This window comes from Citrobacter koseri ATCC BAA-895 (assembly GCF_000018045.1).
Lineage (GTDB): Bacteria > Pseudomonadota > Gammaproteobacteria > Enterobacterales > Enterobacteriaceae > Citrobacter_B > Citrobacter_B koseri.
This window is the reverse complement of the sequence record NC_009792.1, coordinates 3,989,513-4,015,910: the sequence shown is the minus strand read 5'-3', so window position 1 is coordinate 4,015,910 and position 26,398 is coordinate 3,989,513. Positions and strand designations below refer to the sequence as shown.

The window sequence follows — 26,398 nt, the reverse complement described above, 5'->3', positions numbered from 1 at the left end:
AGACTTAACTTTTATGAAGAACGACGTCATTTCACCGGAATTTGATGAAAACGGCCGCCCGTTGCGCCGAATTCGTAGCTTTGTTCGTCGCCAGGGGCGACTGACGAAAGGGCAGGAACACGCGCTGGAAAACTACTGGCCGGTGATGGGCGTTGAATTCAGCGAAGAACCGGTGGATTTCGCCACGCTGTTTGGCCGCGACGCGCCGGTTACGCTTGAGATTGGTTTTGGTATGGGCGCCTCGCTGGTCGCGATGGCGAAAGCCCGCCCGGAACAAAATTTCCTCGGTATTGAAGTGCATTCGCCTGGCGTTGGCGCATGTCTGGCGTCTGCGCACGAAGAAGGCGTCGGGAACCTGCGTGTGATGTGTCATGACGCGGTTGAAGTGCTGCATAAAATGATTCCTGACAATTCTTTATCGATGGTTCAGCTCTTTTTCCCTGACCCGTGGCATAAAGCGCGTCATAATAAACGCCGTATCGTTCAGGTTCCGTTTGCCGAACTGGTGAAAAGCAAACTGAAGCTGGGCGGTGTGTTCCATATGGCGACCGACTGGGAAGCCTATGCGGAGCATATGCTGGAAGTGATGTCCTCCATCGACGGGTATAAAAACCTGTCAGAGAGTAACGATTATGTACCGCGCCCGGAATCGCGCCCGGTAACCAAATTTGAACAACGTGGTCATCGTCTTGGCCACGGCGTATGGGACTTAATGTTCGAGAGGGTGAAATAATGGCAAAGAACCGTAGTCGTCGTCTGCGTAAAAAAATGCATATCGACGAATTCCAGGAATTAGGGTTTTCGGTTGCATGGCGTTTCCCGGAAGGCACTTCTGAAGAGCAGGTTGATAAAATTGTCGATGACTTTATCAATGACGTTATTGAGCCAAATAAACTGGCGTTTGACGGCAGCGGTTATCTGTCCTGGGAAGGGCTGATCTGCATGCAGGAAATCGGCAAATGCACCGAAGAACATCAGGCGATTGTGCGTAAGTGGCTGGAAGAACACAAACTTGAAGACGTGCGCACCAGCGAACTTTTCGACGTTTGGTGGGACTAATAAAGCATACGGGGCCAGCATTTGCTGGCCCGATTTGTCTTGAGGGAAAGTTATGATGCGCAAAACGCTGCTGGCGGCAGTTCTTTCGTTGACGGCGATGGCCGCACACGCAGATTATCAATGCAGCGTCACTCCGCGTGACGATGTGATTCTTAGCCCGCAAACGGTTCAGGTAAAAGGCGAAAACGGCAACCTGGTGATCGCGCCGGACGGCAATGTGATGTTTAACGGCAAACAGTACACCCTTAGCGCCGCGCAGCGCGAACAGGCGAAAGATTACCAGGCGGAATTGCGCAGCGCGCTGCCGTGGATCGATGAGGGCGCCAGAAGCCGCGTCGAGAAAGGCCGCGTGGCGCTGGATAAAATCATCGCGCAGGAAGTGGGCGAAAGCAGCAATATGCGTGGTCGATTGACCAAACTTGATGCGCAACTGAAAGAGCAGATGAACCGCATCATTGAGCATCGTACTGACGGCCTGACCTTCCACTACAAGGCGATTGATCAGGTGCGCGCCGACGGCCAGCAGCTGGTGAATCAGGCGATGGGCGGCATTTTGCAGGACAGCATTAACGAAATGGGCGCGAAAGCGGTGCTTAAAGGCGGCGGTAATCCGTTGCAGGGCGTGCTGGGTAGCCTCGGCGGTCTGCAAACGTCGATTCAGAATGAATGGAAGAATCAGGAAAAAGACTTCCAGCAGTTCGGCAAAGATGTGTGCAGTCGCGTTGTGACGCTGGAAGACAGCCGCAAAGCGCTGGTGAGCAGCCTGAAATAAAACTCTTGTCTATGGCACAGCGCCTGCTGTGCCGTTTTATGTTGTCATACCCCGCCGTTTTGATATCCATCTCTAAAAACCACAAACGTAAAAAGATATTTATCTGGTTAATTGGAAGACGTCACATTATTCATCTTCGACATTGGGATAATGCGTCAAATTCACGTAACTGGAGAAATAACATGGAGTTTTTCAGGAAAACGGTACTCGCCGCTCTGGTAATGGGTTGCAGCGGCGCGGCGCTGGCTTTGCCGAATGTCACTATTCTGGCGACCGGGGGAACCATTGCCGGTGGCGGTGACTCCGCGACAAAATCAAATTATACGGCGGGTAAAGTTGGCGTCGAAAGCCTGGTGGACGCGGTGCCTCAGTTAAAGGATATCGCAGTTGTAAAAGGTGAGCAGGTCGTCAATATCGGTTCGCAGGATATGAACGATGAAGTCTGGTTAACGCTGGCGAAGAAAATCAACACCGACTGCGATAACACCGACGGCTTCGTGATCACCCACGGTACCGATACGATGGAAGAGACGGCTTATTTCCTCGACCTGACCGTCAAGTGTAATAAACCGGTAGTGCTGGTCGGGGCGATGCGTCCGTCCACGTCAATGAGCGCCGACGGCCCGTTCAACCTCTATAACGCCGTGGTCACTGCGGCGGATAAAGCGTCCGCGAGTCGCGGCGTACTGGTGGTGATGAACGACACTGTGCTGGACGGCCGTGACGTTACCAAGACCAATACCACCGATGTCGCCACCTTCAAGTCTGTGAATTACGGGCCGCTGGGCTACATTCACAACGGTAAAATTGATTATCAGCGTACGCCAGCGCGCAAGCACACCACTTCCACGCCGTTTGACGTTTCTAAGCTGACTGAGCTGCCGAAAGTCGGGATTATTTATAACTACGCGAATGCGTCCGATCTGCCGGCGAAAGCGCTGGTGGATGCGGGTTACGAAGGGATTGTGAGCGCGGGCGTGGGTAACGGCAACCTGTACAAAACGGTTTTCGATACGCTGGCGACTGCTGCGCATAAAGGCACGGTTGTCGTGCGTTCTTCTCGTGTACCGACTGGCGCCACCACGCAGGATGCTGAAGTCGATGACGCGAAATACGGGTTTGTCGCTTCCGGTTCGTTGAACCCGCAAAAAGCGCGCGTGCTGTTGCAACTGGCGCTGACGCAAACCAAAGATCCGCAACAGATCCAGACGATGTTTAATCAGTATTAATCGGGGATGGTGGCTGCGCTTATCGCCCTAACCCTGTAGGCCTGATAAGCGCAGCGCCATCAGGCAATTTGCCGGATGGCGGCTCAAGGCCTTATCCGGCCTACATCTTCACCCGCCATCACTCCGCCAGAAACAGCTCCAGCAGGGAGTTTAAAAACAGCTTGCCGTGTTGGGTAATCTGCCAGTGCTGCTCGCATTCGGTGAGATACCCCTGGGCGATGGCCTCGTCGAGCTGCTCACGAATTACTGCTTCGGCAAGCCCGGTATACTGCGTAAACTCTGCCCGGGGAGCCGCTTCCAGTAACCGAAAACGGTTCATAAAGAACTCAAACGGCTTGTCGGCCTGTTCGACATCACGCTGGCTTTCCAGATAGCGCCCCTGCATATAACCGCGCGGGTGACGCGTTTTAGTGGTACGCAGGATGCGCCCGTCCGGGAAGGTCACTTTACCGTGTGCGCCGCAGCCAATTCCGAGGTAATCGCCAAAGCGCCAGTAGTTCAGATTGTGCTGACACTGATAACCCGGCCTGGCATACGCGGAGGTTTCGTACTGCTGATAACCTGCCGCCGTCAGCAACTGGTGGCCTTGCTCGAAGATATCCCACAGCGCGTCATCGTCTGGCAATACCGGCGGGCGTGAGCCGAACAGCGTGTTAGGTTCGATAGTCAACTGATACCACGACAGATGCGGCGGATTGAGCGCGATAGCCTGGCGCAGGTCGCCCAGCGCCTCTTCCAGCGTCTGATCCGGCAGGCCGTGCATCAGGTCCAGGTTGAAGCTGCGCAGCCCCAGACCGCTCGCCAGATTCGCTGCCCGCTTCGCCTCTTCCGGGCCGTGAATGCGCCCGAGGCGTTTTAGCTTCGGTTCACTAAAACTCTGCACGCCGATGGAAATACGGTTTACCCCGGCGCGTTGGTAATCAACGAAACGGTCGGCCTCTACCGTCCCCGGATTCGCCTCCATCGTGATTTCTGCATCCGCCGCCAGCGGCAGGCGCGCCCGCACGCCGTCCAGCAGCGTTTGCATTGCCGGGCCTGAGAGCAGACTCGGCGTACCGCCGCCAATAAAAATGGTCTTTACTTCGCGTCCCTGCGCATATGCCACGTTGGTATCGAGATCGCTCAGCAGGTGCTGAACATAATCATCGTGCGGCACTTCGCCTTTCAGCGCATGCGAGTTGAAATCGCAGTACGGGCATTTCTGCACGCACCACGGGATGTGAATATAAAGACTCAGCGGCGGCAGCTTAACCATTGCGTAAGGCGTCCAGCAGCAGCTTCAGCGCCTGCCCACGGTGGGAGATCGCGCTTTTTTCTTCACGGGTTAACTCGGCTGCCGTTTTACCTTCCGACGGAACAAAGAAAATAGGGTCATAGCCGAAACCGCCATTGCCCGCCGCTTCGCGGGTAATCATTCCTGGCCAGCTTCCGTGGCACACCAGCGGCGTCGGGTCTTCTGCATGGCGCATGTAGACCAGCACGCAGTGGAAGCGCGCCTGGCGCTTCTCATCCGGCACCTCCCGCAGGGTATGCAGCAGTTTTTCCAGGTTACGCTGGTCGGTGGCGTCTTCGCCGGAATAACGGGCGGAGTAAATACCCGGCGCGCCGCCCAGCGCATCAACGGCCAGGCCGGAGTCGTCGGCAATGGCGGGCAGACCGGTAGCTTTTGCGGCATGACGCGCTTTCAGAATCGCATTTTCGATGAACGTCAGACCGGTCTCTTCGGCTGAGTCAACGCCCAGTTCGGTTTGCGCGATGACATCAAGCCCAAAATCGCTCAACAGTGAGGCAAGCTCACGCACTTTACCGGCATTGCCGGTAGCGAGGACAACTTTTTGCATAGGATACCTAATCAGTTAACGCCGCGATTTCTGGCGGGATCTGTTGCGGATGAATGATTTTAACCTGTTTGTGGCGGCCCAGTTCGCCCTTTTCAATGACGACCTGGCTTTTCGCCACGCGGAATTGTTTGCCAAGAAACTTCACCAGATGGCTGTTGGCCTGGCCATCAACCGGCGGGGCGGTAATGGCGACTTTCACTTCGTCGCCATGTAAACCCACAATACTGTCACGGCTGGCTTTCGGCTGAATATAGAGCCGTAAAATCAGACCGTCAGCGCAGGGTGTAACGGCACTCATAGCGCCATCCACAGCCCCGGCAGCAGCATATTGCCTGTCGCCTGTAAGACTTCAGCGATGCCCATGTTGATAACATACAGCAGCAGAACCAGGATCATCGGCGAGAAGTCGATGCCGCCCATCGAAGGGAGCAGACGGCGAATCGGGCGCAGCAAAGGGTCCGCCAGTTGAAGCAGAACGTATTCAATCGGGCTGCGGCCCTGGCTCACCCAGCTCATGATCGCCATCACCAGCAGTACCCAGAAAATCAGCAGGCCGATGGTTTTCAGGACGATAAGTATGGCGGCGATCCAGATAATCGGCTGGAACGTCACGACCATGAAAAGCACTATCGCTTTGATAAAGCTCAGAATAAATGCCAACAGCATGGAGGCGCTATCAATCGGCCCCATTGGCGGAATAATACGACGCAGCGGCCCGATAATGGGTTGAGTCGCTTTCACCACAAACTGTGAGAAAGGGTTGTAAAAATCACAGCGAGCCCACTGCATCCATACGCGCAACAATAGCACCATGGTATACAGTTCAATTACCGTTGAGAGCAGGAAGGTCAACGTCTTCATGGCGTTCCTCAGTTTTCCTTAATTTTTTGTGTAATCACGCGCACCAAAAATAGCGGTGCCGATGCGCACCATCGTGCTACCTGCCGCAATTGCGGCGTCCATATCATCCGACATACCCAGAGAAAGGGTATCAACGCCAGGATAGCGCGTTTTCAGCCCGGCAAATGCTACAGCCATTTGGCGTGCAACTTCAAACTGCCTTACATAATCTGACTCAGGGGCGGGGATCGCCATCAGTCCGCGCAGCCTGATACCGGGAAGCTCAACAACGCTTGCCGCCAGAGCGTCCAGTTCCGTAAGCGGAATCCCGGACTTGCTGTTCTCATCGCTGATATTAATTTGAATCAGCACGTTCAGCGGCGGCAGACCTGTCGGGCGCTGTTCGCTCAGACGGGCGGCGATACGCAGACGATCGATCGTATGGCACCAGTCAAAATGCTCTGCCACCAGACGACTTTTGTTGGACTGCAAGGGGCCAATAAAGTGCCATTGCAGCCCTTCGACGCCGCTTTCTTTGAAGTGGCGAATTTTCTCTACCCCTTCCTGAACATAGTTTTCGCCAAACGCCCGCTGCCCGACCGCGATGGCTTCTGCGATGGCGCTCGCAGGCTTGGTTTTACTCACTGCAAGCAGCGTAACTTCTTCTGAAGACCGCCCGCAACGCGTCGCGGCGGCTGAGATTTTGTCCCGGACATGTGCCAGGTTATGCGCGATATCGTTCATTTTCCGAGGATGTTCGTATGGATATGGAAGAAATAGTGGCCCTTAGTGTAAAGCATAACGTCTCGGATCTACACCTGTGCAACGCATGGCCTGCGCGCTGGCGTAAACGGGGAAAAGTGGAAATAGCCCCGTTTAGCAGCCCGAATGTCGAGGTTTTGCTGTCACAATGGCTTAACGACGCGCAGCGCCGGGCGTGGCAGGCGGATGGTCAGCTCGACTTTGCGGTGTCGCTGCCGGGCGGACTGCGGTTACGCGCCAGCGCTTTTCATCACGAGCAGGGCGCATCGCTGGCGCTGCGGTTGCTGCCCACTACGTGCCCGCAACTGGACGCGCTCCAGACGCCTGCCGCGCTACCCGCGCTCCTTGGCGGCGAGAACGGACTGATTCTGGTGACCGGGGCGACGGGAAGCGGGAAATCCACCACGCTGGCGGCAATGGTAGAATACCTCAACCAGCATCTCGATGGTCATATCCTGACGCTGGAAGATCCTATTGAGTACCGCCATACCAGCCAGCGCTGCCTGATTCAGCAGCGGGAGGTTGGTGTACACTGCCGCTCCTTTGCCGCCGGGTTACGCGCTGCGCTGCGTGAAGACCCGGATGTGATTTTATTAGGCGAACTGCGCGACAGCGAGACCATTCGCCTGGCGCTGACGGCGGCGGAAACGGGGCATCTGTTACTGGCGACGCTACATACGCGCGGCGCGGCACAGGCGGTAGAGCGGCTGGTTGACTCCTTTCCGGCGCAGGAGAAAGATCCGGTACGCAGTCAACTTGCGGGCAGCCTGCGCGCCGTGTTGTCGCAGAAGCTGGAAACCGACAGGCAGGACGGACGCGTGGCGTTATTCGAACTGCTCATCAACACGCCAGCGGTTGGCAATCTTATTCGGGAGGGGAAAATTCACCAGTTGCCCGGCGTTATTCAGACCAGCCAACAGGCGGGGATGCAGACGTTTGCCCAGAGTCTGCAACAGCGGCAGGCGCAGGGCAGGCTTTAGCGAACGGTTGTGCCGGATGGCGGCCGATGGCCTTATCCGGCCTACAAGCGTGCCCGTAGGCCTGATAAGCGAAGCGCCATCAGGCGTTGATATGGAAGCTAATTTGTCAGCCTTAACGCTGCTCGCCATCAGGCAATTCGCTTCAGTAACCCTGCTCGAAATAGCTTTCGAGGATGATGACGGCCGAGGCGGAATCCACCTTGCCTTTGTTGAGTGCGCGATAACCGCCCTGTTCAAACAGGCCAGAACGCGCTTCTATGGTGCTGAGGCGTTCGTCATGCAGCGTAACCAGTACGCCAAAACGGCCATGAATGCGGTTGGCGAACTTGCGGGCGCGAGCGGTGAGGGGCTGCTCTGTGCCATCCATATTGAGCGGTAGCCCGACAATAATTTCATCCGGCTGCCACTCTTTCAGCAAACGCTCGATAATGTTCCAGTCTGGCGTTCCGTCCTGCGCTTTTATCGCTGGCAGTGCACGGGCGGTGCCGGTGATGCGCTGTCCTATCGCTACGCCGATGCTTTTGGTGCCGAAATCAAATGCGAGTAAGGTTCCGCTCATCAGGCATGCCCCGCCACACCAGGCATGGTCAGAATATCAATTCCGATTAATTTGGCCGCGTCTCGCCAACGGTCGGCAATCGGCGTTTTGAACAGAATATTGAGATCGGCAGGGGCCGTGAGCCAGGCATTATCCATCAGCTCTTGCTCCAGTTGACCTTTATCCCATGATGAATAACCCAGCGCCACCAGCACCTCAGAGGGTTGCTCCGGTGTGCCTAACGTCTCCAGCACGTCGCGGGACGTGGTGATCACCGTATTGTCAGAAATGCGAATACTGGACGAAAAGCGGGAGGGCGGAGTATGTAAAATAAATCCCCGATCTTCCGCCAGCGGCCCGCCGAGCATTACGGCTTTATCCAGACGAATCGCCGGATCGCGCGGTTCAGGCGTAATCTTCAGTTTTTCCAGAATCCCTTCAATCTGTAGATTTTCCAGAGGCTTATTAATGATAATCCCCATTGCGCCATCTTCATTGTGTTCGCAAATGTACACCACGGAGCGGCGGAAAATTGGGTCCTGGAGAGCAGGCATGGCAATAAGAAAGTGATGCTGTAAATTCATTGTCAGAGGTTCTGTATCCGGGTTCAAAAAAGCAACAGCGTCCAGTATGTGGGGAAAGTGCGAAGATGTCACCCTCTGAAAATAGCTTTGCCGGATGGCAGTTTCGTCTTATCCGGCCTGTGGGGTGAAATTCCAGGCCGGATAAGACGCGAAGGCGTCGTCATCCGGCAACTAATTTACTTCTGCAAACGCGCCTCAATGGCATCCATCAGCATTCCGGTAATCGAAACCGGGAACTCCGCTTCAATTTCACGAATACAGGTTGGGCTGGTGACGTTAATTTCGGTAAGACGATCGCCGATGATATCCAGACCCACAAAAATCAGCCCTTTCGCTTTCAGGGTTGGGCCAATGCGGCGGGCGATTTCCCAGTCGCTGTCGGTAAGCGGGCGCGGTTCGCCGCGACCACCGGCCGCCAGGTTGCCACGGGTCTCGCCGCCCTGCGGAATCCGCGCCAGGCAGTACGGAACGGGTTCGCCGTCAACAACCAGCACGCGTTTGTCGCCGTCTTTAATGGCAGGCAGGTAGTTCTGCGCCATGCAATAGCGGGTGCCATGCTCGGTCAGCGTTTCGGCGATCACGCCGAGGTTGGGGTCGCCTTCCTTCACGCGGAAGATAGACGCGCCGCCCATGCCGTCCAGCGGCTTGAGAATGATGTCGCTGTGCTTCTGCCAGAAGGCTTTCAGTTGCGCTTTGTTGCGCGTGACCAGCGTTTCCGGCGTCAGGTCGGAGAACCAGGCGGTGAACAGTTTTTCGTTGCAGTCGCGCAGGCTCTGGGGCTTATTGACGATCAGCGCGCCTTTCTCTTCCGCGCGCTCCAGAATATAAGTGGCGTAGATAAATTCGGTATCGAACGGCGGATCTTTACGCATCAGGATGACATCCAGATCGGCCAGCGGCAGATCCTGCTCGTCGTTGAACGTATACCAGTTGTCATAGTTCTGCTCTACGCTCAGGGTACGCGTGCGGGCGCGAGCCTCACCGTTGATCAAATACAGATCGGCCATCTCCATGTAATGAAGTTCGTAGCCACGACGTTGTGCTTCCAGCAGCATAGCGAAGCTGGAATCTTTCTTGATGTTGATGCTTGCGATGGGGTCCATCACGATGCCGAGCTTGATCATTGTTCTTCTCCGTTAGCCCAGATCGCCAAAACGCACCTGTAGCGCGGTAATGGCGGTGAGCGCAGTTGTCTCAGTACGCAGAACGCGAGGTCCTAACAGGATATCAGTAAACTGGTAGCGGGCGGTCATGGCGATTTCATCTGCCGACAAACCGCCTTCCGGGCCAATCAACAGGCGCACGCGCTCCACGGGGAGCGGCAGGGTGTTGATACTGGCGCTGGCGCGCGGGTGAAGGTTCAGTTTCAGCCCCTCGTCCTGTTCGGCGCACCAGGCTTCCAGATCCATTGCCGGGCGAATTTCCGGCACCCAGTTACGACCGCACTGTTCGCAGGCGGCAATAGCGATTTTTTGCCACTGCTGGCGCTTCTTGTTCAGACGTTCGCTGTCCAGTTTAACGCCGCAGCGCTCAGAAAAAAGTGGCGTAATGAGGCTTACACCCAGTTCGATCGATTTCTGGATAGTGAATTCCATTTTTTCGCCGCGCGACATCACCTGGCCGAGGTGAATATGCAGCGGGGATTCACGATCGTCGAGGGTGGCGCTGAGCACTTTTACATCGACGCTTTTTTTGCTGGCGTTGGTTATCTCGGCGTCAAACACCTGATTGCTGCCGTCAAACAACTGGAGCGCCTGGCCTGGCCCCATACGCAGCACGCGTCCGATATGGTTGGCGGCGTCTTCACACAGGGAGAACTGGCTGCCGGATGTGATGGGTTCAGGGTGATAAATGCGGGGAATGCGCATAATAGAAAAATCCGCGTCATCTCCCCACGCCATCTGATCGCGTGGGGCAGGGTTAAAAATATTCCCGCTAGTGTAGGTTAGCTCTTTTGCGCCTGGCAAGCGCGTTGCACGTATGGATTGTGGTTCCCTTGTACCCTGGCGATGCGTTCGTCGCGCTCGCACTCCCAGTCCGTGACCGGATACAGCTTGTTCCAGGCGTTGAAAAGCTGCGTTTGCTGACGGGAGAGCGTCAGATTGTACTGATCGCGCATATAAAAGTAGGTACGGGCGATCGCACCACGGGCGCGAGCAGGCGGTTCGGCGATTTTTTCCTTGAAATTGACCTTCATGGCGCACTGGCCGTACTGACCTTCGCCGCCATTCCACTGGCTATACATGAAGTTGCCGCGATCGCCATTCACCTCGCCGACGGCGGGTTGCAGATTGTGCATGTCGCTCTCCATCTTGCGGTAGACAGGATCTTTCGCACAGTTTTTTCGCCCGCCGTCCTGCCAACACTGACGCTGGTGGCCGAACTGCCAGGCGGGCACGACGTGTTCCCATTCAATGCGGCTGGCGCGGTTTTCATTTTTTCGGACTTTATAGCCGCAGGAGGCGAGATCCACGACGCCTTTTTTACCCTGCCAGTTAATTTTACACCCGCAGTAAAAATCGCCGGGAACATCGGCATTGACTTTGACCCCGGCGGTTTTGGCCTGAGAAAAACTGTTGATGCCTGTAGCCAGCACCTGCCCTGAGAGCATCATTGCCAACAACGCTGCGGCAAAAGAAAAATTACGGTACATCACGAACTCCGTGTCAAAACGAGCCCGCAACGTAGCGAAAGTTGTTCTTGTATGCAATCAGGCAGATCAGAAAAGTTCCTGATTATTCTGGCGATTATTCAGCAATAAGCGGTTCGCCGCAGTGAACGCAGCGGTAGGTGGCTTCACCGCGCACGATGCGATTATGGCGGCGCACGGTGAGCTGATGCTGCTGGCATTTACAGCGGTAGGTAAAGGTATTGCGGCGAACGGATTGCAGTTCAAACTGATGCGTGCGTCTGGCAGGGACGCCCAGTACGCTTTCCATCATCCATTTCCACTCTTTGCCGTGCGGCGCAACCCGGCCAAAATGCTTCCAGACCAGCAAATGCGCCAGTTCATGGGGCACCACTTCATTAACGAACGCGTCGACGTTTTCCATCAATAGCACAGGATTGAGACGGATTTCGTAGGTTTGTAGCCATGCTGTTCCCGCAGCAGTTCCACGTTGTTGATAAACCAGCCTGGGTTCCGGGTAATGACGTTCCAGTTTGAGATTGGCCTGGGCGAGTTTTTCCCGCAGGCTGCGCATGACGGCTTGCTGGACAGCGATAGGGAGACGGGAGGTTTTCATAACGACAGAGGATAATGGGAGGTGATGGAGACTGCAAGAGGGACGCTTCACCCCGCTAAGTTTTGCCGGATGGCGGCCGACAAACCGCGCTGCGTTCAACTGAGTGCAGTAGGCCCGATAAGCTTACGCCATCGGGCACTTACCGCTAATTATCAGCGTTAGTCGTGAGCGCCGATTTCGCGCAGCTTACGGCCTTTCATCAGGTTACGTTCAATGTGTTCCAGAGAGACGTGTTTGGTTTCAGGAACCAGCCAGATGGTCAGGATGATGAAGAACAGGTTCAGACCGGCATAGACCCAGAAGGTGTTTGCGTTGCCCAGCGTGTTGAGCATGGTCAGGAACGTTGCGCCGACGATCATATTGGCGATCCAGTTGGTGGCGGTAGAGCAGGTGATACCGAAATCGCGGCCTTTCAGCGGCTGAATTTCAGAGCACAGTACCCAAATCAGCGGACCGGCGCTCATCGCGAACCCGATGATAAACATCAGCAGCATGGCGATAGCGAAGTATTGCGCTGACGGCGAGTGAATGCCGATATGCATCATGGTGCCGAGAGTGCCCATGCCGATAGCCATGACCAGGAAGCCCAGCGTCAGCGTTGGTTTACGCCCCCAGCGGTCTACCAGGCCGATAGCGATAAAGGTGGCCAGCACGTTCGTCAGACCAACGATAACGGTGCCCCACATCTGCTCGGTGGTATTGGTATAACCTGCCAGTTCAAAGATTTTCGGCGCGTAGTACATGATGACGTTCATCCCGGTGAACTGTTGCATCACCTGCAAAAGCACCCCGAGGAACACCGCGCGACGGAAGTTGCTGTTCTCTTTAAACAGCGCCCAGCCGCTCTGTTTTACTTGCAGACTTTCACGGATCTCATCCAGCTCGCGTTTGGCTTCTGCGCTGGTATCACGCAGGCGCAGCAGTACGCGTTCGGCATCAATAAAGCGACGTTTCGCCGCGAACCAGCGCGGGCTGTCCGGCAGGAAGAACACGCCGATCAGCAGCAGAATGGCCGGAATGATGATCACGCCCAGCATCCAGCGCCATGCGCCGCTGTAGCTGAACGCGGTATCAGACAGATAGGCGCCAAGAATACCGATGGTGATCATCAACTGGTACATGGAGATCATACTGCCGCGAATTTTCTCCGGCGCGATCTCAGACAGGTACAACGGGGCGGTGTAGGACGCGACGCCAACGGCCAGGCCTAACAGAACGCGGGAAACGATCAGCACCTCAACGTTAGGCGCGGCGGCGGAAAACAGCGAACCGGCCACAAACAGGATCGCGCCGATCATCAGGCTTTTCTTACGACCTAATTTGAAGGAGAGCCAGCCGCTGCCGACGGCACCGACGGCGGCGCCGAACATCATCGAACTGACCACCCACTCCTGAGTGTGCGCGGTAATCTGGAATTCGTCAGTGATGAAGGGTAAAGCACCGGCGATAACGCCGATATCCAGGCCAAAAAGTAATCCTGCCAGGGCTGCAAGAAAGCAGACAAAAAATGTCATGGCCTTGTTTGAACGCCCCTGTTTTTTATTGTCAGGCATGATGCCTCCGGTTGGGTTGCCAGTTTTGTTGATGCTAAGGGTAGGTGAGTAGCCCGTAAAAATATGTGATTCGAATCACGTTAGTGTAATCGTTTACACTAGCATTTGATGGTGAAAGTAATTAATACTTTGAAAACATAGAGGTAAGTGAGGCCGTTTGTATCGTGAATACGCACATTTAAGACTTAACTGAAAAAAATGTAACGTCAGAAGAAAAATGATCATGCAAAAGGATTATTTTCAACGCGTGGCTTATAGAATGGAGGGTAAACGGTTTCATTAATCGCCGGGTGACGGCTATGCCAAAACGACAGAACCCGTAGGCCCGTGCAAGCGAAGCGACTCCGGGCAAAAGATGCGCGCACAAATACAAAAGGCCAGCACGAGGCTGGCCTTAAAAAAAGCAACGTCAGTAAATTACTTCAGACCTGCGGCATCACGCAGCAGCTGCGCTTTGTCGGTTTTTTCCCACGGGAAATGTTCGCGGCCAAAGTGACCGTATGCAGCGGTTTCTTTGTAGATCGGGTGCAGCAGATCCAGCATCTGAATCAGGCCGTACGGACGCAGGTCGAAGAACTCGCGTACCAGCAGGGTCAGCTGTTCAGAAGGCACTTTTTCAGTACCGAAGGTTTCAACCATGATAGAGGTTGGTTCAGCCACGCCGATAGCGTAAGAAACCTGAATCTCACAACGGTCAGCCAGACCTGCGGCAACGATGTTTTTCGCAACATAACGCGCGGCGTAGGCTGCGGAACGGTCAACCTTAGACGGGTCCTTACCGGAGAATGCGCCACCGCCGTGACGCGCCATACCGCCGTAGGTATCCACGATAATCTTACGACCGGTCAGACCGCAGTCGCCCATCGGGCCGCCGATAACAAAACGACCGGTTGGGTTGATGAAGAATTTCGTCGACGCGTTCAGCCATTCTGACGGCAGGATCGGCTTGATGATCTCTTCCATCACCGCTTCCTGAAGCGATTTCTGGTCAATTTCTTCAGCGTGCTGAGTAGACAGCACTACCGCGTCGATGCCGACAATTTTGCCGTCGTCATACTGGAAAGTGACCTGGCTTTTCGCATCCGGGCGCAGCCACGGCAGCGTGCCGTTTTTACGCACTTCAGCCTGACGCTGTACCAGACGGTGCGCGTAGGTGATCGGCGCTGGCATCAGCACGTCAGTTTCATTGGTCGCGTAACCGAACATCAGGCCCTGGTCGCCCGCGCCCTGTTCCAGCGGATCGGCACGGTCAACGCCCTGGTTGATATCCGGGGACTGTTTGCCGATAGCGCTCAGCACGGCGCAAGAGTTGGCGTCAAAGCCCATGTCGGAATGCACATAGCCAATCTCACGGACCGTGTTACGGGTGATCTCTTCGATATCAACCCATGCGCTGGTCGTGATCTCACCGCCAACTAAAACCATACCGGTTTTAACGTAGGTTTCGCATGCGACGCGCGCTTTCGGATCCTGTTCCAGGATCGCATCCAGCACGGCATCAGAGATTTGGTCAGCAATTTTGTCAGGATGCCCTTCTGATACGGACTCGGACGTAAAAAGGTGTTTTGCCATGTTTTATTTCACCTAAGGAGAATTTGGTTAGCTCAAACTGTTGTGTGGAATAGCCAAAGCAGAGGATTCTACCAAGGCTTGCAGGTTGATGACACTGGCAGTCTGAGTGTTAATCAGTATGGATGGATTAACATCTGGATGGCTATTTTAGGTCACTTCTTCACCCGATTTCCAGTTTTTTTTGAATCAACTCTCGTTGCGTTGAAAACACGACTGGAAATTTTTCAGGACACTGCTGGCAATGTGCGCATTTATGCTTTGCATTTTTCCCCTCTTGTCGGTATAAAACGCGGCGCGCGGCTCATACTAAAAAGCACACGACGGATTCCTCGTGTCGCCACTTCCAGCCGGGCTAAAACGTTGCTTTGGCTTAGAGGCTTGTCTTACGGGGCGGCCGTGGAGGTGATACGAGATAATGAACCGTTGTATTCTGCTGAATCTGTCGCACCGTTCTGGTGTGCGCATGTCCCCCGCAATCTGCATCTCTGCTTTGCATACCTGCCGATGTTATACCCATCTCGGCGCTTCTCAGGACTCCAGAGCCGGTCGGTAACGGAAGACTGAACAAGGGCGCTCTTGTTGAAACAAGAGTTTTCTCGTGGTTTCGCCGAACCGTCATACTTAAGTTCGGTTACGTGTTTTACAATGATATGAAAAAGAAACCGGTCGCGCAGGCGGAGTGTCAGCACTATCTGCTGGAAAATACGTCTGTTTATGGGTTGTTATCGCGTCTACGGATTGCGATAGTAGTCAACTGTTTTACACTTGTTAATAAAATTTGAGGTTCGCTATGTCTGACGACATGTCTATGGGTTCGCCTTCGTCAGCAGGCGAACAGGGTGTACTACGCTCCATGCAGGAGGTTGCAATGAGCTCCCAGGAAGCCAGCAAGATGCTGCGTACTTACAATATTGCCTGGTGGGGCAATAACTACTACGACGTCAACGAACTGGGACACATCAGCGTGTGCCCGGACCCTGACGTCCCTCAGGCGCGCGTCGATCTCGCCAAACTGGTGAAAGCTCGCGAAGCGCAAGGCCAGCGTCTGCCTGCGTTGTTCTGCTTCCCGCAGATCCTGCAACACCGTCTGCGTTCCATTAACGCGGCGTTTAAACGCGCGCGTGAATCCTACGGTTATAACGGCGACTACTTCCTCGTTTATCCGATCAAGGTCAACCAGCACCGTCGGGTGATTGAATCGCTGATTCACTCCGGCGAACCGCTGGGGCTGGAAGCCGGTTCGAAGGCGGAGCTGATGGCGGTTCTGGCGCACGCCGGAATGACCCGCAGCGTGATCGTCTGTAACGGCTACAAAGACCGTGAATACATCCGTCTGGCGCTGATCGGCGAAAAGATGGGCCACAAGGTCTACCTGGTCATCGAGAAGATGTCAGAAATCGCTATCGTGCTGGATGAAGCCGAGCGTCTGAACGTGATCCCGCGCCTGGGCGTGCGTGCGCGTCTGGCCTCGCAGGGTTCCGGTAAATGGCAGTCTTCCGGCGGAGAAAAATCCAAATTCGGCCTGGCGGCGACGCAGGTGCTGCAACTGGTTGAAACCCTGCGTGAAGCCGGGCGACTGGACAGCCTGCAACTGCTGCATTTCCACCTCGGCTCGCAGATGGCGAATATCCGCGACATTGCCACCGGCGTGCGCGAATCCGCCCGTTTCTACGTTGAATTGCATAAGCTGGGCGTCAACATTCAGTGTTTCGACGTCGGCGGCGGTCTGGGCGTGGATTACGAAGGAACCCGCTCGCAGTCTGATTGCTCCGTGAACTACGGCCTGAACGAATACGCTAACAACATCATCTGGGCGATTGGCGACGCGTGTGAAGAACACGGTCTGCCGCACCCAACGGTGATCACCGAGTCTGGCCGTGCGGTAACTGCGCACCATACCGTGCTGGTATCGAATATCATCGGCGTGGAGCGTAACGAATATACCGTGCCCACCGCGCCTGCCGACGACGCGCCGCGCGCGTTGCAGAGCATGTGGGAAACCTGGCAGGAGATGCACGAGCCGGGCACCCGCCGCTCGCTGCGTGAATGGCTGCACGACAGCCAGATGGATCTGCACGACATTCACATTGGCTACTCTTCCGGGACGTTCAGCTTGCAGGAACGCGCCTGGGCGGAACAGCTCTACCTGAGCATGTGCCACGAAGTACAGAAACAGCTGGACCCGCAGAACCGTGCGCATCGTCCGATCATCGATGAGTTGCAGGAGCGTATGGCGGACAAAATGTACGTCAACTTCTCGCTGTTCCAGTCAATGCCGGATGCGTGGGGTATCGATCAACTGTTTCCGGTGCTGCCGCTGGAAGGGCTGGATCAGGTGCCTGAGCGCCGCGCGGTGCTGCTGGACATCACCTGTGATTCCGATGGCGCGATCGATCACTACATCGACGGTGACGGCATCGCCACCACTATGCCGATGCCGGAGTACGATCCAGAGAACCCGCCGATGCTCGGTTTCTTTATGGTCGGCGCCTATCAGGAGATCCTTGGCAACATGCACAACCTGTTCGGCGACACCGAAGCGGTTGACGTGTTTGTCTTCCCGGATGGCAGCGTGGAAGTTGAGCTGTCTGACGAAGGGGACACCGTGGCGGATATGCTGCAATACGTACAGCTCGATCCGAACACGCTGCTGACTCACTTCCGCGATCAGGTGAAGCAGACCGGTCTGGACGATGCGCTGCAACAGCAGTTCCTCGAAGAGTTTGAGACGGGGCTGTACGGGTACACTTACCTGGAAGACGAGTAGCCGCTGATGCCCGGTGGCGCTGCGCTTACCGGGCCTACGAATATAGGCCGGATACGGCGAAGCCGCCATCCGGCAGAATGCTATACTCACTTGAACCCGTATGAATTAACGGCGATAATTCGCCCCAATAAGCGATTTACGAATCAATCCCTTCCTCGTCGGGTTTAACGACGCGGAGGGGATTTTTTTTCATCTGTTTTTAATGTATCGACTTTAAAAGAGGTCAGGACATGAGCACTTTAGGTCATCAGTACGATAACTCCCTGGTTTCCAACGCCTTTGGCTTTCTGCGTCTGCCGCTGAATTTCCAGCCTTATGACAGCGACGCCGACTGGGTTATCACCGGCGTACCGTTTGATATGGCGACTTCCGGTCGTGCGGGCGGCCGCCACGGCCCGGCGGCAATCCGTCAGGTTTCCACTAACCTGGCCTGGGAGCACAACCGCTTCCCGTGGAACTTCGACATGCGCGAGCGTCTGAACGTTGTGGACTGCGGTGACCTGGTCTATGCGTTTGGCGACGCGCGCGAGATGAGTGAAAAATTGCAGGCGCATGCGGAGAAACTGCTGTCAGCCGGTAAACGTATGCTCTCCTTCGGCGGCGACCACTTCGTGACCCTGCCGCTGCTGCGCGCTCATGCAAAGCACTTTGGCAAAATGGCGCTGGTGCATTTTGACGCGCATACCGACACTTACGCGAACGGCTGCGAGTTTGACCACGGCACCATGTTCTACACTGCGCCGAAAGAGGGGTTGATTGACCCGAACCACTCCGTGCAGATTGGTATTCGTACTGAATTTGATAAAGACAACGGTTTCACCGTGCTGGATGCCTGCCAGGTGAACGATCGCGGCGTGGATGACATCATCGCGCAGGTTAATCAGATCGTTGGCGATATGCCGGTCTACCTGACCTTTGATATCGACTGTCTGGACCCGGCGTTCGCACCGGGCACAGGGACACCGGTGATCGGCGGCCTGACTTCCGATCGCGCCATTAAACTGGTGCGCGGTCTGAAAGATCTGAACATCGTCGGGATGGACGTAGTGGAAGTGGCTCCGGCTTATGACCAGTCCGAAATCACCGCGCTGGCTGCGGCGACCCTGGCGCTGGAAATGCTCTACATTCAGGCGGCGAAAAAAGGCGAATAAGTGCTTCCCCCTCTCCGTCATCAGGAGAGGGGTTTTAACTTAAAAGATGTTAAACGGATATTCCACGTAAGCGCGAATCTCGTTGCCGCTGACGTTATAGTCGCTGGCGTTGCTGGACACGCGTAATACGGAATAGCGCAGCTTCAGTTTCAGGTCTTTCGCCATGCCGTCCTGAACCTGGTATTGCACCTGGTTGAACCACTCGTGCTCTTTGCCGTTGCTGGTTGCCGATGTTTTGATGTTATCGCCGCGAACATAAGCGGTTGTCCAGCTCAGCCCCGGTAAACCGAGACCGGCAAAATCCAGTCCATATGACGCCTGCCAGGAACGTTCGTCTTCACCGTTAAAATCAGACCAGTAAGAGTTCGCCAGCCAGATGGTGTTGCCGCCATCGCCGACGCCGCCCTGATCGCGATAGCTGCCGTAGTGATAACCGGTGCTGCCGCTGCTTTGCTGATACGCCACTTTAAAGGTATGAATATCCCAGATATAACTTGCCGCCAGGCTCCAGATGCTGTTGCTGCGGCCAGTATTCAGGCTATCGGCGTAACCGGAATCCAGACGTGAGTTGTAGCCGTTGAAGTCCAGCACCAGCTGCTGTCCGGTGCTGAAAGGCTGTTTGAAGTTCAGCCCCAGATACTGTTTGTTCAGCACATCTTCGACGTGCGAGGCATACAGGGCGCCGCTGAACTGATCGTTAAACTGGTAGCTCGCGCCGCCGAAAGAGAGGCTTTTCAGGCCGCTGTTGTGGCGGTCGTCGCTTTTGCGCTGCTCGTCGGTGAAGTAACCGGCATTAATCTCCAGACCGTCGATCTCTCTGGAGGTCAACATGGTGCCGGTGAAGCTTTCAAACAGCAGACGGGAATCGTCGGCGTAGACGATCGGGAGCTGCGGACGCTGGTTGCCGTAGCTCAGGACGGTGTTGGAGATGCGCATTTTGGCGGTTGCGCCAAATTTTGCCAGATCGGATTTCGCGCGGCCGTCGCTGTCTTGTTTGAAGAAGTCGATACCGCCTGCGCCACTGCGGCCACGGCCGCCGTCCAGACGCACGCCATACTGCGCAATACCGTCAACGCCAAAGCCGATCAGACCTTCGGTATAGCCGGATTCAAAGGTGGCGACAATGCCCTGGCCCCATTCGGCTTTGTCCTGTACGCCGCCCTGATAGTCGCGGTTAATCCAGGCGTTACGTAAAAAGAGATTTAAATGGCTGTCATTAACAAAACCCTGGCTGTCGGATTGTTGGCTGGCAATGGCAGGCAATGCGGCGAATAAACTTAATGCGATTAACGATATTTCTTTTTTCACTGAGGGAACTTCTCTTTATGGATAATATCAAATTGAATTGCTGCGTTACGGATAGTTACCTGAATAATTATTGATTGCAAACATTTTGTGACAAAGGCTTACAGCCGTTGGCGTGCCGGCCATATCGGGGCTGGACTATTTTATATTTTGTCTGTGGCGTTAAAAAAAGTGATAAAACATGCCGGGGAATATAAATACTAAAATAATCCTCTATCAGAGAATAAAACGTCGAATATATCGCTACTGTTTATATTCTGATATTTAACGTTCTGTGCGCTTAAGTTATCAATTTATGCGTTATAAGAATGGGGTAATTACCATTTGAGCGCTATTCTGTCTGCCGGGAGAATATTTAGCCAGGAAGATTGTTTCCGTTCACCTGATGTTCAACATTCCTCTGAAAACTCAGTATTCGTGAACGTGCAAGGGAGGCTCGCCGCCGCCTCCCTTGCAACCCAGGCTCTCCGGCAAGGAAAATCGCCGCTGCGCGGTTCATTCGCCTTATTCCGTCTGCCTTTCGGGTCGGGGCCGAGCCTGCGTCCCGGCAGGCCGTCCCCTCCGCCCGCGTCCTTGCGGGCGGACCCGGTCAGCCGTCAACGTCTCATCGATTTTCAGCCGGAACAGGGGCATTGCTGTAATGCCCTGATTTTCAGTTGCACCGGTTTTGCTGTTAAAAAAACAAACCGTGGAAATGGTCAGGTGTGGGCGGGTCCGGCTGAAAATTGCCGACGTGTTTCCGTAAGGCCGGAGGAACCCGCATGGATGCGGGTTCAGGGCGCGTTTTGCAGGGACGCTACCTCGCGCCCGCCCCGGTAGCCAGGAGGAATAAGCGGAGGGTATTGCGAAGCAACAATTTTCCCGCCGGGAGCCAGGATTGTTAAGGAGGCGGCGACGAGCCTCCTTAACACGTTCGCAAATGCTATGGTTTCAGACAGGTAACGAACATAAGGCGAACGGAACAGCTAACAAGAGCTACATGTTGCTCTCGTTTTTATTTAATACCGTCTGCCGCCATTCGGTCGCGAATATGCTGGGCACGTTCGGCGGAGGCCGGGTGATCGTCAAACATGGAGCTTTGACGTCCCGCTTCCAGTTTCGCCAGTTTCTCAAAGCTGGTTGCCAGACCGGCCGGACTGATGCCGCGTTTGCGCAACAAGTCATAGGAGTAATCATCCGCTTCGGACTCCTGGCGCTGGGAGAACTGTGAGTTCACCAGTTTCTCGCCAAGATCGCCCAACTGCGACTGCGACAGACTGCCGACAATACCGCCAGCGGAAGCGGCTGCGGCGCGAACCGCGTTAGTCCCCAGCGCAACCTGCATCCCTTTCTTCACATGGCCGAGCGCAACGTGTCCCATTTCGTGGCCGATGACCGCCTCCACTTCGTTATCGGTCATGATGTCCATCAGGCCGCTATAGACGCGGATACAGCCGTTCGCCATTGCAAACGCGTTAACGTCTTTCGCCACATAGACTTTGTAATTCACCGGCTGGCCGTTGATATTGTCGCCGAGCGCAGAGGCGATTTTGCTCAGTCGCTTCGCGTATTCGCTGCTGGCCGGGGCGATTGTCGCCTTGCTGTCCATTTCCGTACATGCCTGGTCGCTGAGCGCTTTTACTTGCTCATCACTGAGGCTGTTAAGCCTGAAAAGCGCCTGCACCTGAAGCGAGCAGTCCATTGGAGTCCATATTCTGGCAACCGGTCAGAACCGTCGCCATGCTCATAGCAAGCAGTAAAGCGCGAATTTTCATGTTTTCTCTTCCGCACGAAATCAGGATTGTTCTAAAAGTGCGCCTTGTGTCGATGAACCAGCGCCACGCTAAGTATAAAGAAAAGAACGACAAGGGGGTGAGCAGATTGCGCAACATGCGAACACGATCCGGAGATTTCTGAAGCGGCGAAAGGATGCTCCATGTACATGGCTCGCGGCTTGGGTTACATTGTTGGCACTTTTTTCCGGCGTAGCCCAAAACGCGCTGTCGTCAAGTCGTTAAGGGCATGGCCTTCATCATCCGATCTGGAGTCAAAATGTCCTCACGTAAAGAGCTTGCCAATGCTATTCGTGCGCTGAGCATGGACGCAGTACAGAAAGCCAAATCCGGCCACCCGGGTGCCCCTATGGGTATGGCTGACATTGCCGAAGTCCTGTGGCGTGATTTCCTGAACCACAACCCGCAGAACCCTTCCTGGGCTGACCGTGACCGCTTCGTGCTGTCTAACGGCCACGGCTCCATGCTGATCTACAGCCTGCTGCACCTCACCGGCTATGACCTGCCGATGTCTGAGCTGCAAAACTTCCGTCAGCTGCACTCCAAAACGCCGGGCCACCCGGAAGTGGGTTACACCGCAGGTGTTGAAACCACCACCGGTCCGCTGGGCCAGGGGATTGCGAACGCGGTCGGTATGGCGATTGCGGAAAAAACACTGGCGGCGCAGTTCAACCGTCCAGGCCACGATATCGTGGATCACTTCACCTATGCCTTCATGGGCGATGGCTGCATGATGGAAGGTATTTCCCATGAAGTCTGCTCTCTGGCAGGAACGCTGAAGCTGGGCAAACTGATCGCGTTCTACGATGACAACGGTATCTCTATCGATGGTCACGTTGAAGGCTGGTTCACTGATGACACCGCTAAACGTTTCGAAGCCTACGGCTGGCACGTTGTGCGCGGTATCGACGGTCACGATGCTGAAGCGATTAAACGCGCGGTTGAAGAAGCGCGCGCCGTTACTGACAAACCGTCCCTGCTGATGTGCAAAACCATCATCGGTTTCGGTTCCCCGAACAAAGCGGGTACGCACGACTCTCACGGCGCGCCGCTGGGCGATGCTGAAATCGCACTGACCCGCGAACAGCTGGGCTGGAAATACGCGCCGTTCGAAATCCCGTCTGAAATCTACGCGCAGTGGGATGCGAAAGAAGCCGGTCAGGCAAAAGAAGCGGCCTGGAATGAGAAATTCGCCGCCTATGCAAAAGCCTTCCCGCAGGAAGCCGCTGAATTTACCCGTCGTATGAAAGGCGAAATGCCGTCTGACTTCGACGCGAAAGCGAATGAATTTATCGCTAAGTTGCAGGCTAACCCGGCGAAAATCGCCAGCCGTAAAGCGTCTCAGAATGCGATTGAAGCGTTTGGGCCGCTGCTGCCTGAGTTCCTCGGCGGTTCCGCTGACCTGGCGCCAAGCAACCTGACCCTGTGGTCGGGTTCTAAAGCCATCAACGAAGATGCTGCGGGTAACTACATCCATTACGGCGTGCGCGAGTTCGGTATGACCGCCATCGCTAACGGTATCTCCCTGCACGGTGGTTTCCTGCCGTACACCTCTACCTTCCTGATGTTCGTGGAATATGCCCGTAACGCGGTGCGTATGGCTGCGCTGATGAAACAGCGTCAGGTGATGGTCTACACCCACGACTCCATCGGTCTGGGCGAAGATGGCCCGACTCACCAGCCGGTAGAGCAGGTGGCTTCTCTGCGCGTAACGCCGAACATGAGCACCTGGCGTCCGTGTGACCAGGTTGAATCCGCAGTGGCGTGGAAATACGGCGTTGAGCGTCAGGACGGCCCGACCGCGCTGATCCTCTCCCGTCAGAATCTGGCGCAGCAGGAACGTACCGAAGAGCAGCTGGCGAACATCGCGCGCGGTGGTTATGTGCTGAAAGATTGCGCCGGTCAGCCGGAACTGATCTTCATCGCAACCGGTTCTGAAGTTGAGCTGGCCGTTGCCGCATGGGACAAACTGTCTGCCGAAGGCGTGAAAGCGCGCGTGGTCTCCATGCCGTCTACCGACGCGTTCGACAAGCAGGATGCCGCTTACCGTGAAGCCGTACTGCCGAAAGCGGTTTCCGCTCGCGTGGCAGTAGAAGCGGGTATCGCTGACTACTGGTTCAAATACGTGGGCCTGAATGGCGCTATCGTCGGCATGACCACCTTCGGTGAGTCTGCGCCTGCTGAGCTGCTGTTCGAAGAGTTCGGCTTTACCGTTGATAACGTTGTCGCGAAAGCAAAAGAACTGCTGTAATCACGATACAACACCGAACGGGTCGCTCAGGCGGCCCGTTTTTTATAAAGGAATTATAAATAATTTCGTTCAGACAAGTGGCTATATATGATCTAATTCACATATTTGATATTTAGTGATTTGATGTAATTGTGATAAATAGCACATAAATACAGTTGCTTTTTATTTTTATGTTTTTAACTGTCTGTTTTTATTGAGTTCTAAAAAAACACTTTCTCCTTCTTCGCATTTTTCCCCTCGATTGATTTCGCTTTGCCGCGCGAGTATTTTGTTTTTAACGATAAGCAGTACCCTATATAAATAAGGATAATTTATGCGGCTGATTGATTATTTCCCTGAATCGTCAATAGCAATAAAAAATGCAGCGACTGACTGGCGCGAAGCAATTGATTTTTCCATGTCCTCTCTGCTTTCTCATGATTATGTTAACTCACGGTATATTCAGGCCATTAAAGAGTCCACATTAACCAATGGACCTTATTATATTCTGGCGCCAGGCGTCGCAATGCCGCATGCGCGCCCTGAATGTGGTGCTTTAAAAACGGGGATGTCGTTAACACTCCTCCGGCAAGAAGTGAAGTTTACAAAAGATGATCCGATCAAATTATTAATCGGTTTATCCGCCGCAGATGCGGACTCTCACATTGGCGCTATTCAGGCGTTAAGTGAATTATTATGTGAAGATGAAATTCTTACTGAGTTGTTAACAGCGACATCTGAAAAACAGCTAGCGGATATTATTGCTCGCGCATAATTAATTTCTCCTCTACAGGATATTATTATGGAACACAAGTCTGCTCGTGCAAAGGTCCAGGCTTTTGGGGGCTTTTTGACTGCAATGGTCATTCCCAATATCGGCGCATTTATTGCCTGGGGGTTTATTACTGCCTTATTTATTCCAACCGGTTGGCTACCGAATGAACATTTCGCCAAAATAGTTGGCCCTATGATCACCTATTTGCTGCCAGTAATGATCGGTTCTACTGGCGGCCATCTGGTGGGCGGGAAACGAGGCGCGGTGATGGGGGGAATTGGTACGATTGGCGTCATTATCGGCGCGGATATTCCTATGTTCCTCGGCTCAATGATCATGGGGCCACTTGGTGGGCTGGTGATTAAACATATCGACCGACTGCTGGACAAGCGTATTCCCGCTGGCTTTGAGATGGTGATTAATAACTTCTCTCTGGGGATTGCCGGGATGCTCCTGTGCCTGCTGGGGTTTGAGGTGATTGGCCCGGCAGTGCTCATCGCGAATAATTTTGTGAAAGAGTGTATTGAATCGCTGGTGCATGCCGGTTATCTGCCGCTGCTGTCGCTTATTAACGAACCCGCGAAAATTCTCTTTCTGAATAACGCGATTGATCAGGGCGTCTATTACCCGTTGGGGATGCAACAGGCGTCGGAGACGGGGAAATCGATTTTCTTCATGGTGGCCTCTAACCCTGGCCCGGGATTAGGGCTGCTGCTGGGCTTTACCTTCTTTGGCCGTGGTATGAGCAAAAAGTCCGCGCCGGGAGCGATGATCATCCACTTCCTGGGGGGGATTCACGAGCTGTACTTCCCGTATGTACTGATGAAACCGTTAACGCTGATTGCGATGATCGCTGGCGGGATGACGGGAACCTGGGTGTTTAATCTGTTAGGCGGTGGACTGGTTGCAGGCCCAAGTCCGGGTTCGATTTTTGCGTACCTTGCGCTGACGCCGAAAGGATCTTTCCTGGCTACGATCGCGGGTGTAACGGCGGGAACGCTGGTGACCTTCATCGTGACTTCGATCATCCTGAAAATGGAAAAGAGCGTTGAAACGGAGAATGAAGAAGACCATTTCGCAGAGTCTGCGAAAGCCGTGAAAGCAATGAAACAGGAAGGCGCATTTTCTTATAAGAATATTAAACGTATCGCTTTTGTTTGCGATGCCGGAATGGGTTCCAGCGCGATGGGGGCAACGACATTCCGTAAGCGTCTGGAGAAAGCCGGTCTGGTGATTGCGGTGGCTCATCATGCTATCGAAAATGTTCCTGATGACGCCGATATTATCGTGACGCATGCCAGCCTTGAGGGCCGCGTTAAGCGTGTGAGTAATAAGCCCACGGTGTTAATTAAAAATTACATCGGTGACCCACTGCTGGATGAATTATTTAAAAAACTCATCGCGGATTAGCATCATCAATTTT

26 protein-coding genes and 1 pseudogene are annotated in these 26,398 nt (G+C 54.5%); 12 read left to right on the top strand and 15 right to left on the bottom strand.

Annotated elements, in window-relative coordinates; all coding sequences use genetic code 11:
• The first annotated feature begins 13 nt into the window (after nt 1-13).
• From trmB to ansB, 4 genes are all read left to right on the top strand, one after another.
• On the top strand, nt 14-733 hold the full coding sequence (trmB, locus tag CKO_RS18500) for a tRNA (guanosine(46)-N7)-methyltransferase TrmB (RefSeq protein WP_024130937.1): 720 nt from the start codon (nt 14-16) through the stop codon (nt 731-733).
• Entirely contained in the window at nt 733-1,059 is a 327-nt protein-coding gene (locus CKO_RS18495; protein WP_012135074.1) for a YggL family protein, read from the top strand. Before trmB ends, CKO_RS18495 begins: the two co-directional genes overlap by 1 nt.
• 52 nt (nt 1,060-1,111) lie before the next feature.
• Nucleotides 1,112-1,831, top strand: coding sequence for a YggN family protein (locus CKO_RS18490; protein ID WP_012135073.1), 720 nt, complete (start codon nt 1,112-1,114; stop codon nt 1,829-1,831).
• A 182-nt stretch (nt 1,832-2,013) separates the two neighbouring features.
• On the top strand, nt 2,014-3,060 hold the full coding sequence (ansB, locus tag CKO_RS18485) for an L-asparaginase 2 (RefSeq protein WP_012135072.1): 1,047 nt from the start codon (nt 2,014-2,016) through the stop codon (nt 3,058-3,060).
• A 118-nt stretch (nt 3,061-3,178) separates the two neighbouring features.
• Here ansB and hemW read toward each other — a convergent pair whose 3' ends face one another.
• The 5 genes from hemW to CKO_RS18460 are packed head-to-tail and all read right to left on the bottom strand — an operon-like array spanning nt 3,179 to nt 6,485.
• The gene (gene hemW, locus CKO_RS18480; RefSeq protein WP_012135071.1) at nt 3,179-4,315 is read right to left on the bottom strand and encodes a radical SAM family heme chaperone HemW; all 1,137 of its coding nucleotides are present in this window, start codon (nt 4,313-4,315) and stop codon (nt 3,179-3,181) included.
• On the bottom strand, nt 4,308-4,901 hold the full coding sequence (locus CKO_RS18475) for an XTP/dITP diphosphatase (RefSeq protein WP_012135070.1): 594 nt from the start codon (nt 4,899-4,901) through the stop codon (nt 4,308-4,310). The genes hemW and CKO_RS18475 overlap by 8 nt, the downstream gene beginning before the upstream one ends.
• A 7-nt stretch (nt 4,902-4,908) precedes the next feature.
• Nucleotides 4,909-5,199, bottom strand: a complete 291-nt coding sequence (gene yggU, locus CKO_RS18470; RefSeq protein ID WP_012135069.1) for a DUF167 family protein YggU — start codon at nt 5,197-5,199, stop codon at nt 4,909-4,911.
• Nucleotides 5,196-5,762, bottom strand: a complete 567-nt coding sequence (locus CKO_RS18465; protein ID WP_012135068.1) for a YggT family protein — start codon at nt 5,760-5,762, stop codon at nt 5,196-5,198. Before CKO_RS18465 ends, yggU begins: the two co-directional genes overlap by 4 nt.
• 18 nt (nt 5,763-5,780) lie before the next feature.
• Nucleotides 5,781-6,485, bottom strand: coding sequence for a YggS family pyridoxal phosphate-dependent enzyme (locus CKO_RS18460; RefSeq protein ID WP_012135067.1), 705 nt, complete (start codon nt 6,483-6,485; stop codon nt 5,781-5,783).
• Between the two features lie 17 nt (nt 6,486-6,502).
• On the opposite strand from CKO_RS18460, the gene CKO_RS18455 reads away from it, so the two are divergent.
• The gene (locus CKO_RS18455) at nt 6,503-7,483 is read left to right on the top strand and encodes a type IV pilus twitching motility protein PilT (RefSeq protein WP_012135066.1); all 981 of its coding nucleotides are present in this window, start codon (nt 6,503-6,505) and stop codon (nt 7,481-7,483) included.
• A 142-nt stretch (nt 7,484-7,625) separates the two neighbouring features.
• On the opposite strand, the gene ruvX is transcribed toward CKO_RS18455, so the two are convergent.
• The 8 genes from ruvX to metK form a co-directional block, all read right to left on the bottom strand.
• Nucleotides 7,626-8,042 (bottom strand): Holliday junction resolvase RuvX, encoded by a 417-nt coding sequence (ruvX, locus tag CKO_RS18450; protein WP_012135064.1) that lies wholly within the window; start codon nt 8,040-8,042, stop codon nt 7,626-7,628.
• Nucleotides 8,042-8,605 (bottom strand): YqgE/AlgH family protein, encoded by a 564-nt coding sequence (locus tag CKO_RS18445; protein ID WP_012135063.1) that lies wholly within the window; start codon nt 8,603-8,605, stop codon nt 8,042-8,044. The genes ruvX and CKO_RS18445 overlap by 1 nt, the downstream gene beginning before the upstream one ends.
• Before the next feature lie 176 nt (nt 8,606-8,781).
• Nucleotides 8,782-9,729, bottom strand: a complete 948-nt coding sequence (gshB, locus tag CKO_RS18440; RefSeq protein WP_012135062.1) for a glutathione synthase — start codon at nt 9,727-9,729, stop codon at nt 8,782-8,784.
• Nucleotides 9,730-9,741: 12 nt separating this feature from the next.
• A complete protein-coding gene (rsmE, locus tag CKO_RS18435; protein WP_012135061.1) occupies nt 9,742-10,473 on the bottom strand; it encodes a 16S rRNA (uracil(1498)-N(3))-methyltransferase in 732 nt (243 codons plus the stop codon).
• Nucleotides 10,474-10,550: 77 nt separating this feature from the next.
• The gene (gene endA, locus CKO_RS18430; RefSeq protein ID WP_012135060.1) at nt 10,551-11,258 is read right to left on the bottom strand and encodes a deoxyribonuclease I; all 708 of its coding nucleotides are present in this window, start codon (nt 11,256-11,258) and stop codon (nt 10,551-10,553) included.
• A 94-nt stretch (nt 11,259-11,352) separates the two neighbouring features.
• On the bottom strand, nt 11,353-11,850 hold the full coding sequence (locus tag CKO_RS18425; protein WP_024130936.1) for a SprT family zinc-dependent metalloprotease: 498 nt from the start codon (nt 11,848-11,850) through the stop codon (nt 11,353-11,355).
• A 158-nt stretch (nt 11,851-12,008) separates the two neighbouring features.
• On the bottom strand, nt 12,009-13,403 hold the full coding sequence (galP, locus tag CKO_RS18420; RefSeq protein ID WP_012135058.1) for a galactose/proton symporter: 1,395 nt from the start codon (nt 13,401-13,403) through the stop codon (nt 12,009-12,011).
• Between the two features lie 417 nt (nt 13,404-13,820).
• On the bottom strand, nt 13,821-14,975 hold the full coding sequence (gene metK / locus CKO_RS18415) for a methionine adenosyltransferase (protein WP_012135057.1): 1,155 nt from the start codon (nt 14,973-14,975) through the stop codon (nt 13,821-13,823).
• A gap of 415 nt (nt 14,976-15,390) precedes the next feature.
• On the opposite strand from metK, the gene CKO_RS23700 reads away from it, so the two are divergent.
• From CKO_RS23700 to speB, 4 genes are all read left to right on the top strand, one after another.
• The gene (locus CKO_RS23700; protein ID WP_269475138.1) at nt 15,391-15,528 is read left to right on the top strand and encodes a hypothetical protein; all 138 of its coding nucleotides are present in this window, start codon (nt 15,391-15,393) and stop codon (nt 15,526-15,528) included.
• Between the two features lie 97 nt (nt 15,529-15,625).
• Nucleotides 15,626-15,757 (top strand): acid stress response protein YqgB, encoded by a 132-nt coding sequence (gene yqgB, locus CKO_RS18405; protein WP_048902450.1) that lies wholly within the window; start codon nt 15,626-15,628, stop codon nt 15,755-15,757.
• A gap of 8 nt (nt 15,758-15,765) precedes the next feature.
• Nucleotides 15,766-17,742 carry a biosynthetic arginine decarboxylase gene (gene speA / locus CKO_RS18400; protein ID WP_024130934.1) on the top strand — a complete coding sequence of 659 codons (1,977 nt, stop codon included), beginning with the start codon at nt 15,766-15,768 and terminating at the stop codon, nt 17,740-17,742.
• A 230-nt stretch (nt 17,743-17,972) separates the two neighbouring features.
• The gene (speB, locus tag CKO_RS18395; protein ID WP_012135054.1) at nt 17,973-18,893 is read left to right on the top strand and encodes an agmatinase; all 921 of its coding nucleotides are present in this window, start codon (nt 17,973-17,975) and stop codon (nt 18,891-18,893) included.
• A gap of 39 nt (nt 18,894-18,932) precedes the next feature.
• On the opposite strand, the gene CKO_RS18390 is transcribed toward speB, so the two are convergent.
• Entirely contained in the window at nt 18,933-20,201 is a 1,269-nt protein-coding gene (locus tag CKO_RS18390) for an OprD family outer membrane porin (protein WP_012135053.1), read from the bottom strand.
• A 991-nt stretch (nt 20,202-21,192) separates the two neighbouring features.
• A pseudogene (gene loiP, locus CKO_RS18385) lies at nt 21,193-21,952 on the bottom strand (metalloprotease LoiP).
• Between the two features lie 277 nt (nt 21,953-22,229).
• On the opposite strand from loiP, the gene tkt reads away from it, so the two are divergent.
• The 3 genes from tkt (at nt 22,230) to CKO_RS18370 (ending at nt 26,385) form a co-directional block, all read left to right on the top strand.
• A complete protein-coding gene (gene tkt, locus CKO_RS18380) occupies nt 22,230-24,221 on the top strand; it encodes a transketolase (protein ID WP_024130933.1) in 1,992 nt (663 codons plus the stop codon).
• A gap of 313 nt (nt 24,222-24,534) precedes the next feature.
• Nucleotides 24,535-24,975, top strand: a complete 441-nt coding sequence (gene cmtB / locus CKO_RS18375; protein ID WP_012135048.1) for a PTS mannitol transporter subunit IIA — start codon at nt 24,535-24,537, stop codon at nt 24,973-24,975.
• 27 nt (nt 24,976-25,002) lie between these two features.
• Nucleotides 25,003-26,385 carry a PTS mannitol transporter subunit IIBC gene (locus CKO_RS18370; protein WP_012135047.1) on the top strand — a complete coding sequence of 461 codons (1,383 nt, stop codon included), beginning with the start codon at nt 25,003-25,005 and terminating at the stop codon, nt 26,383-26,385.
• Nucleotides 26,386-26,398: the final 13 nt, after the last annotated feature.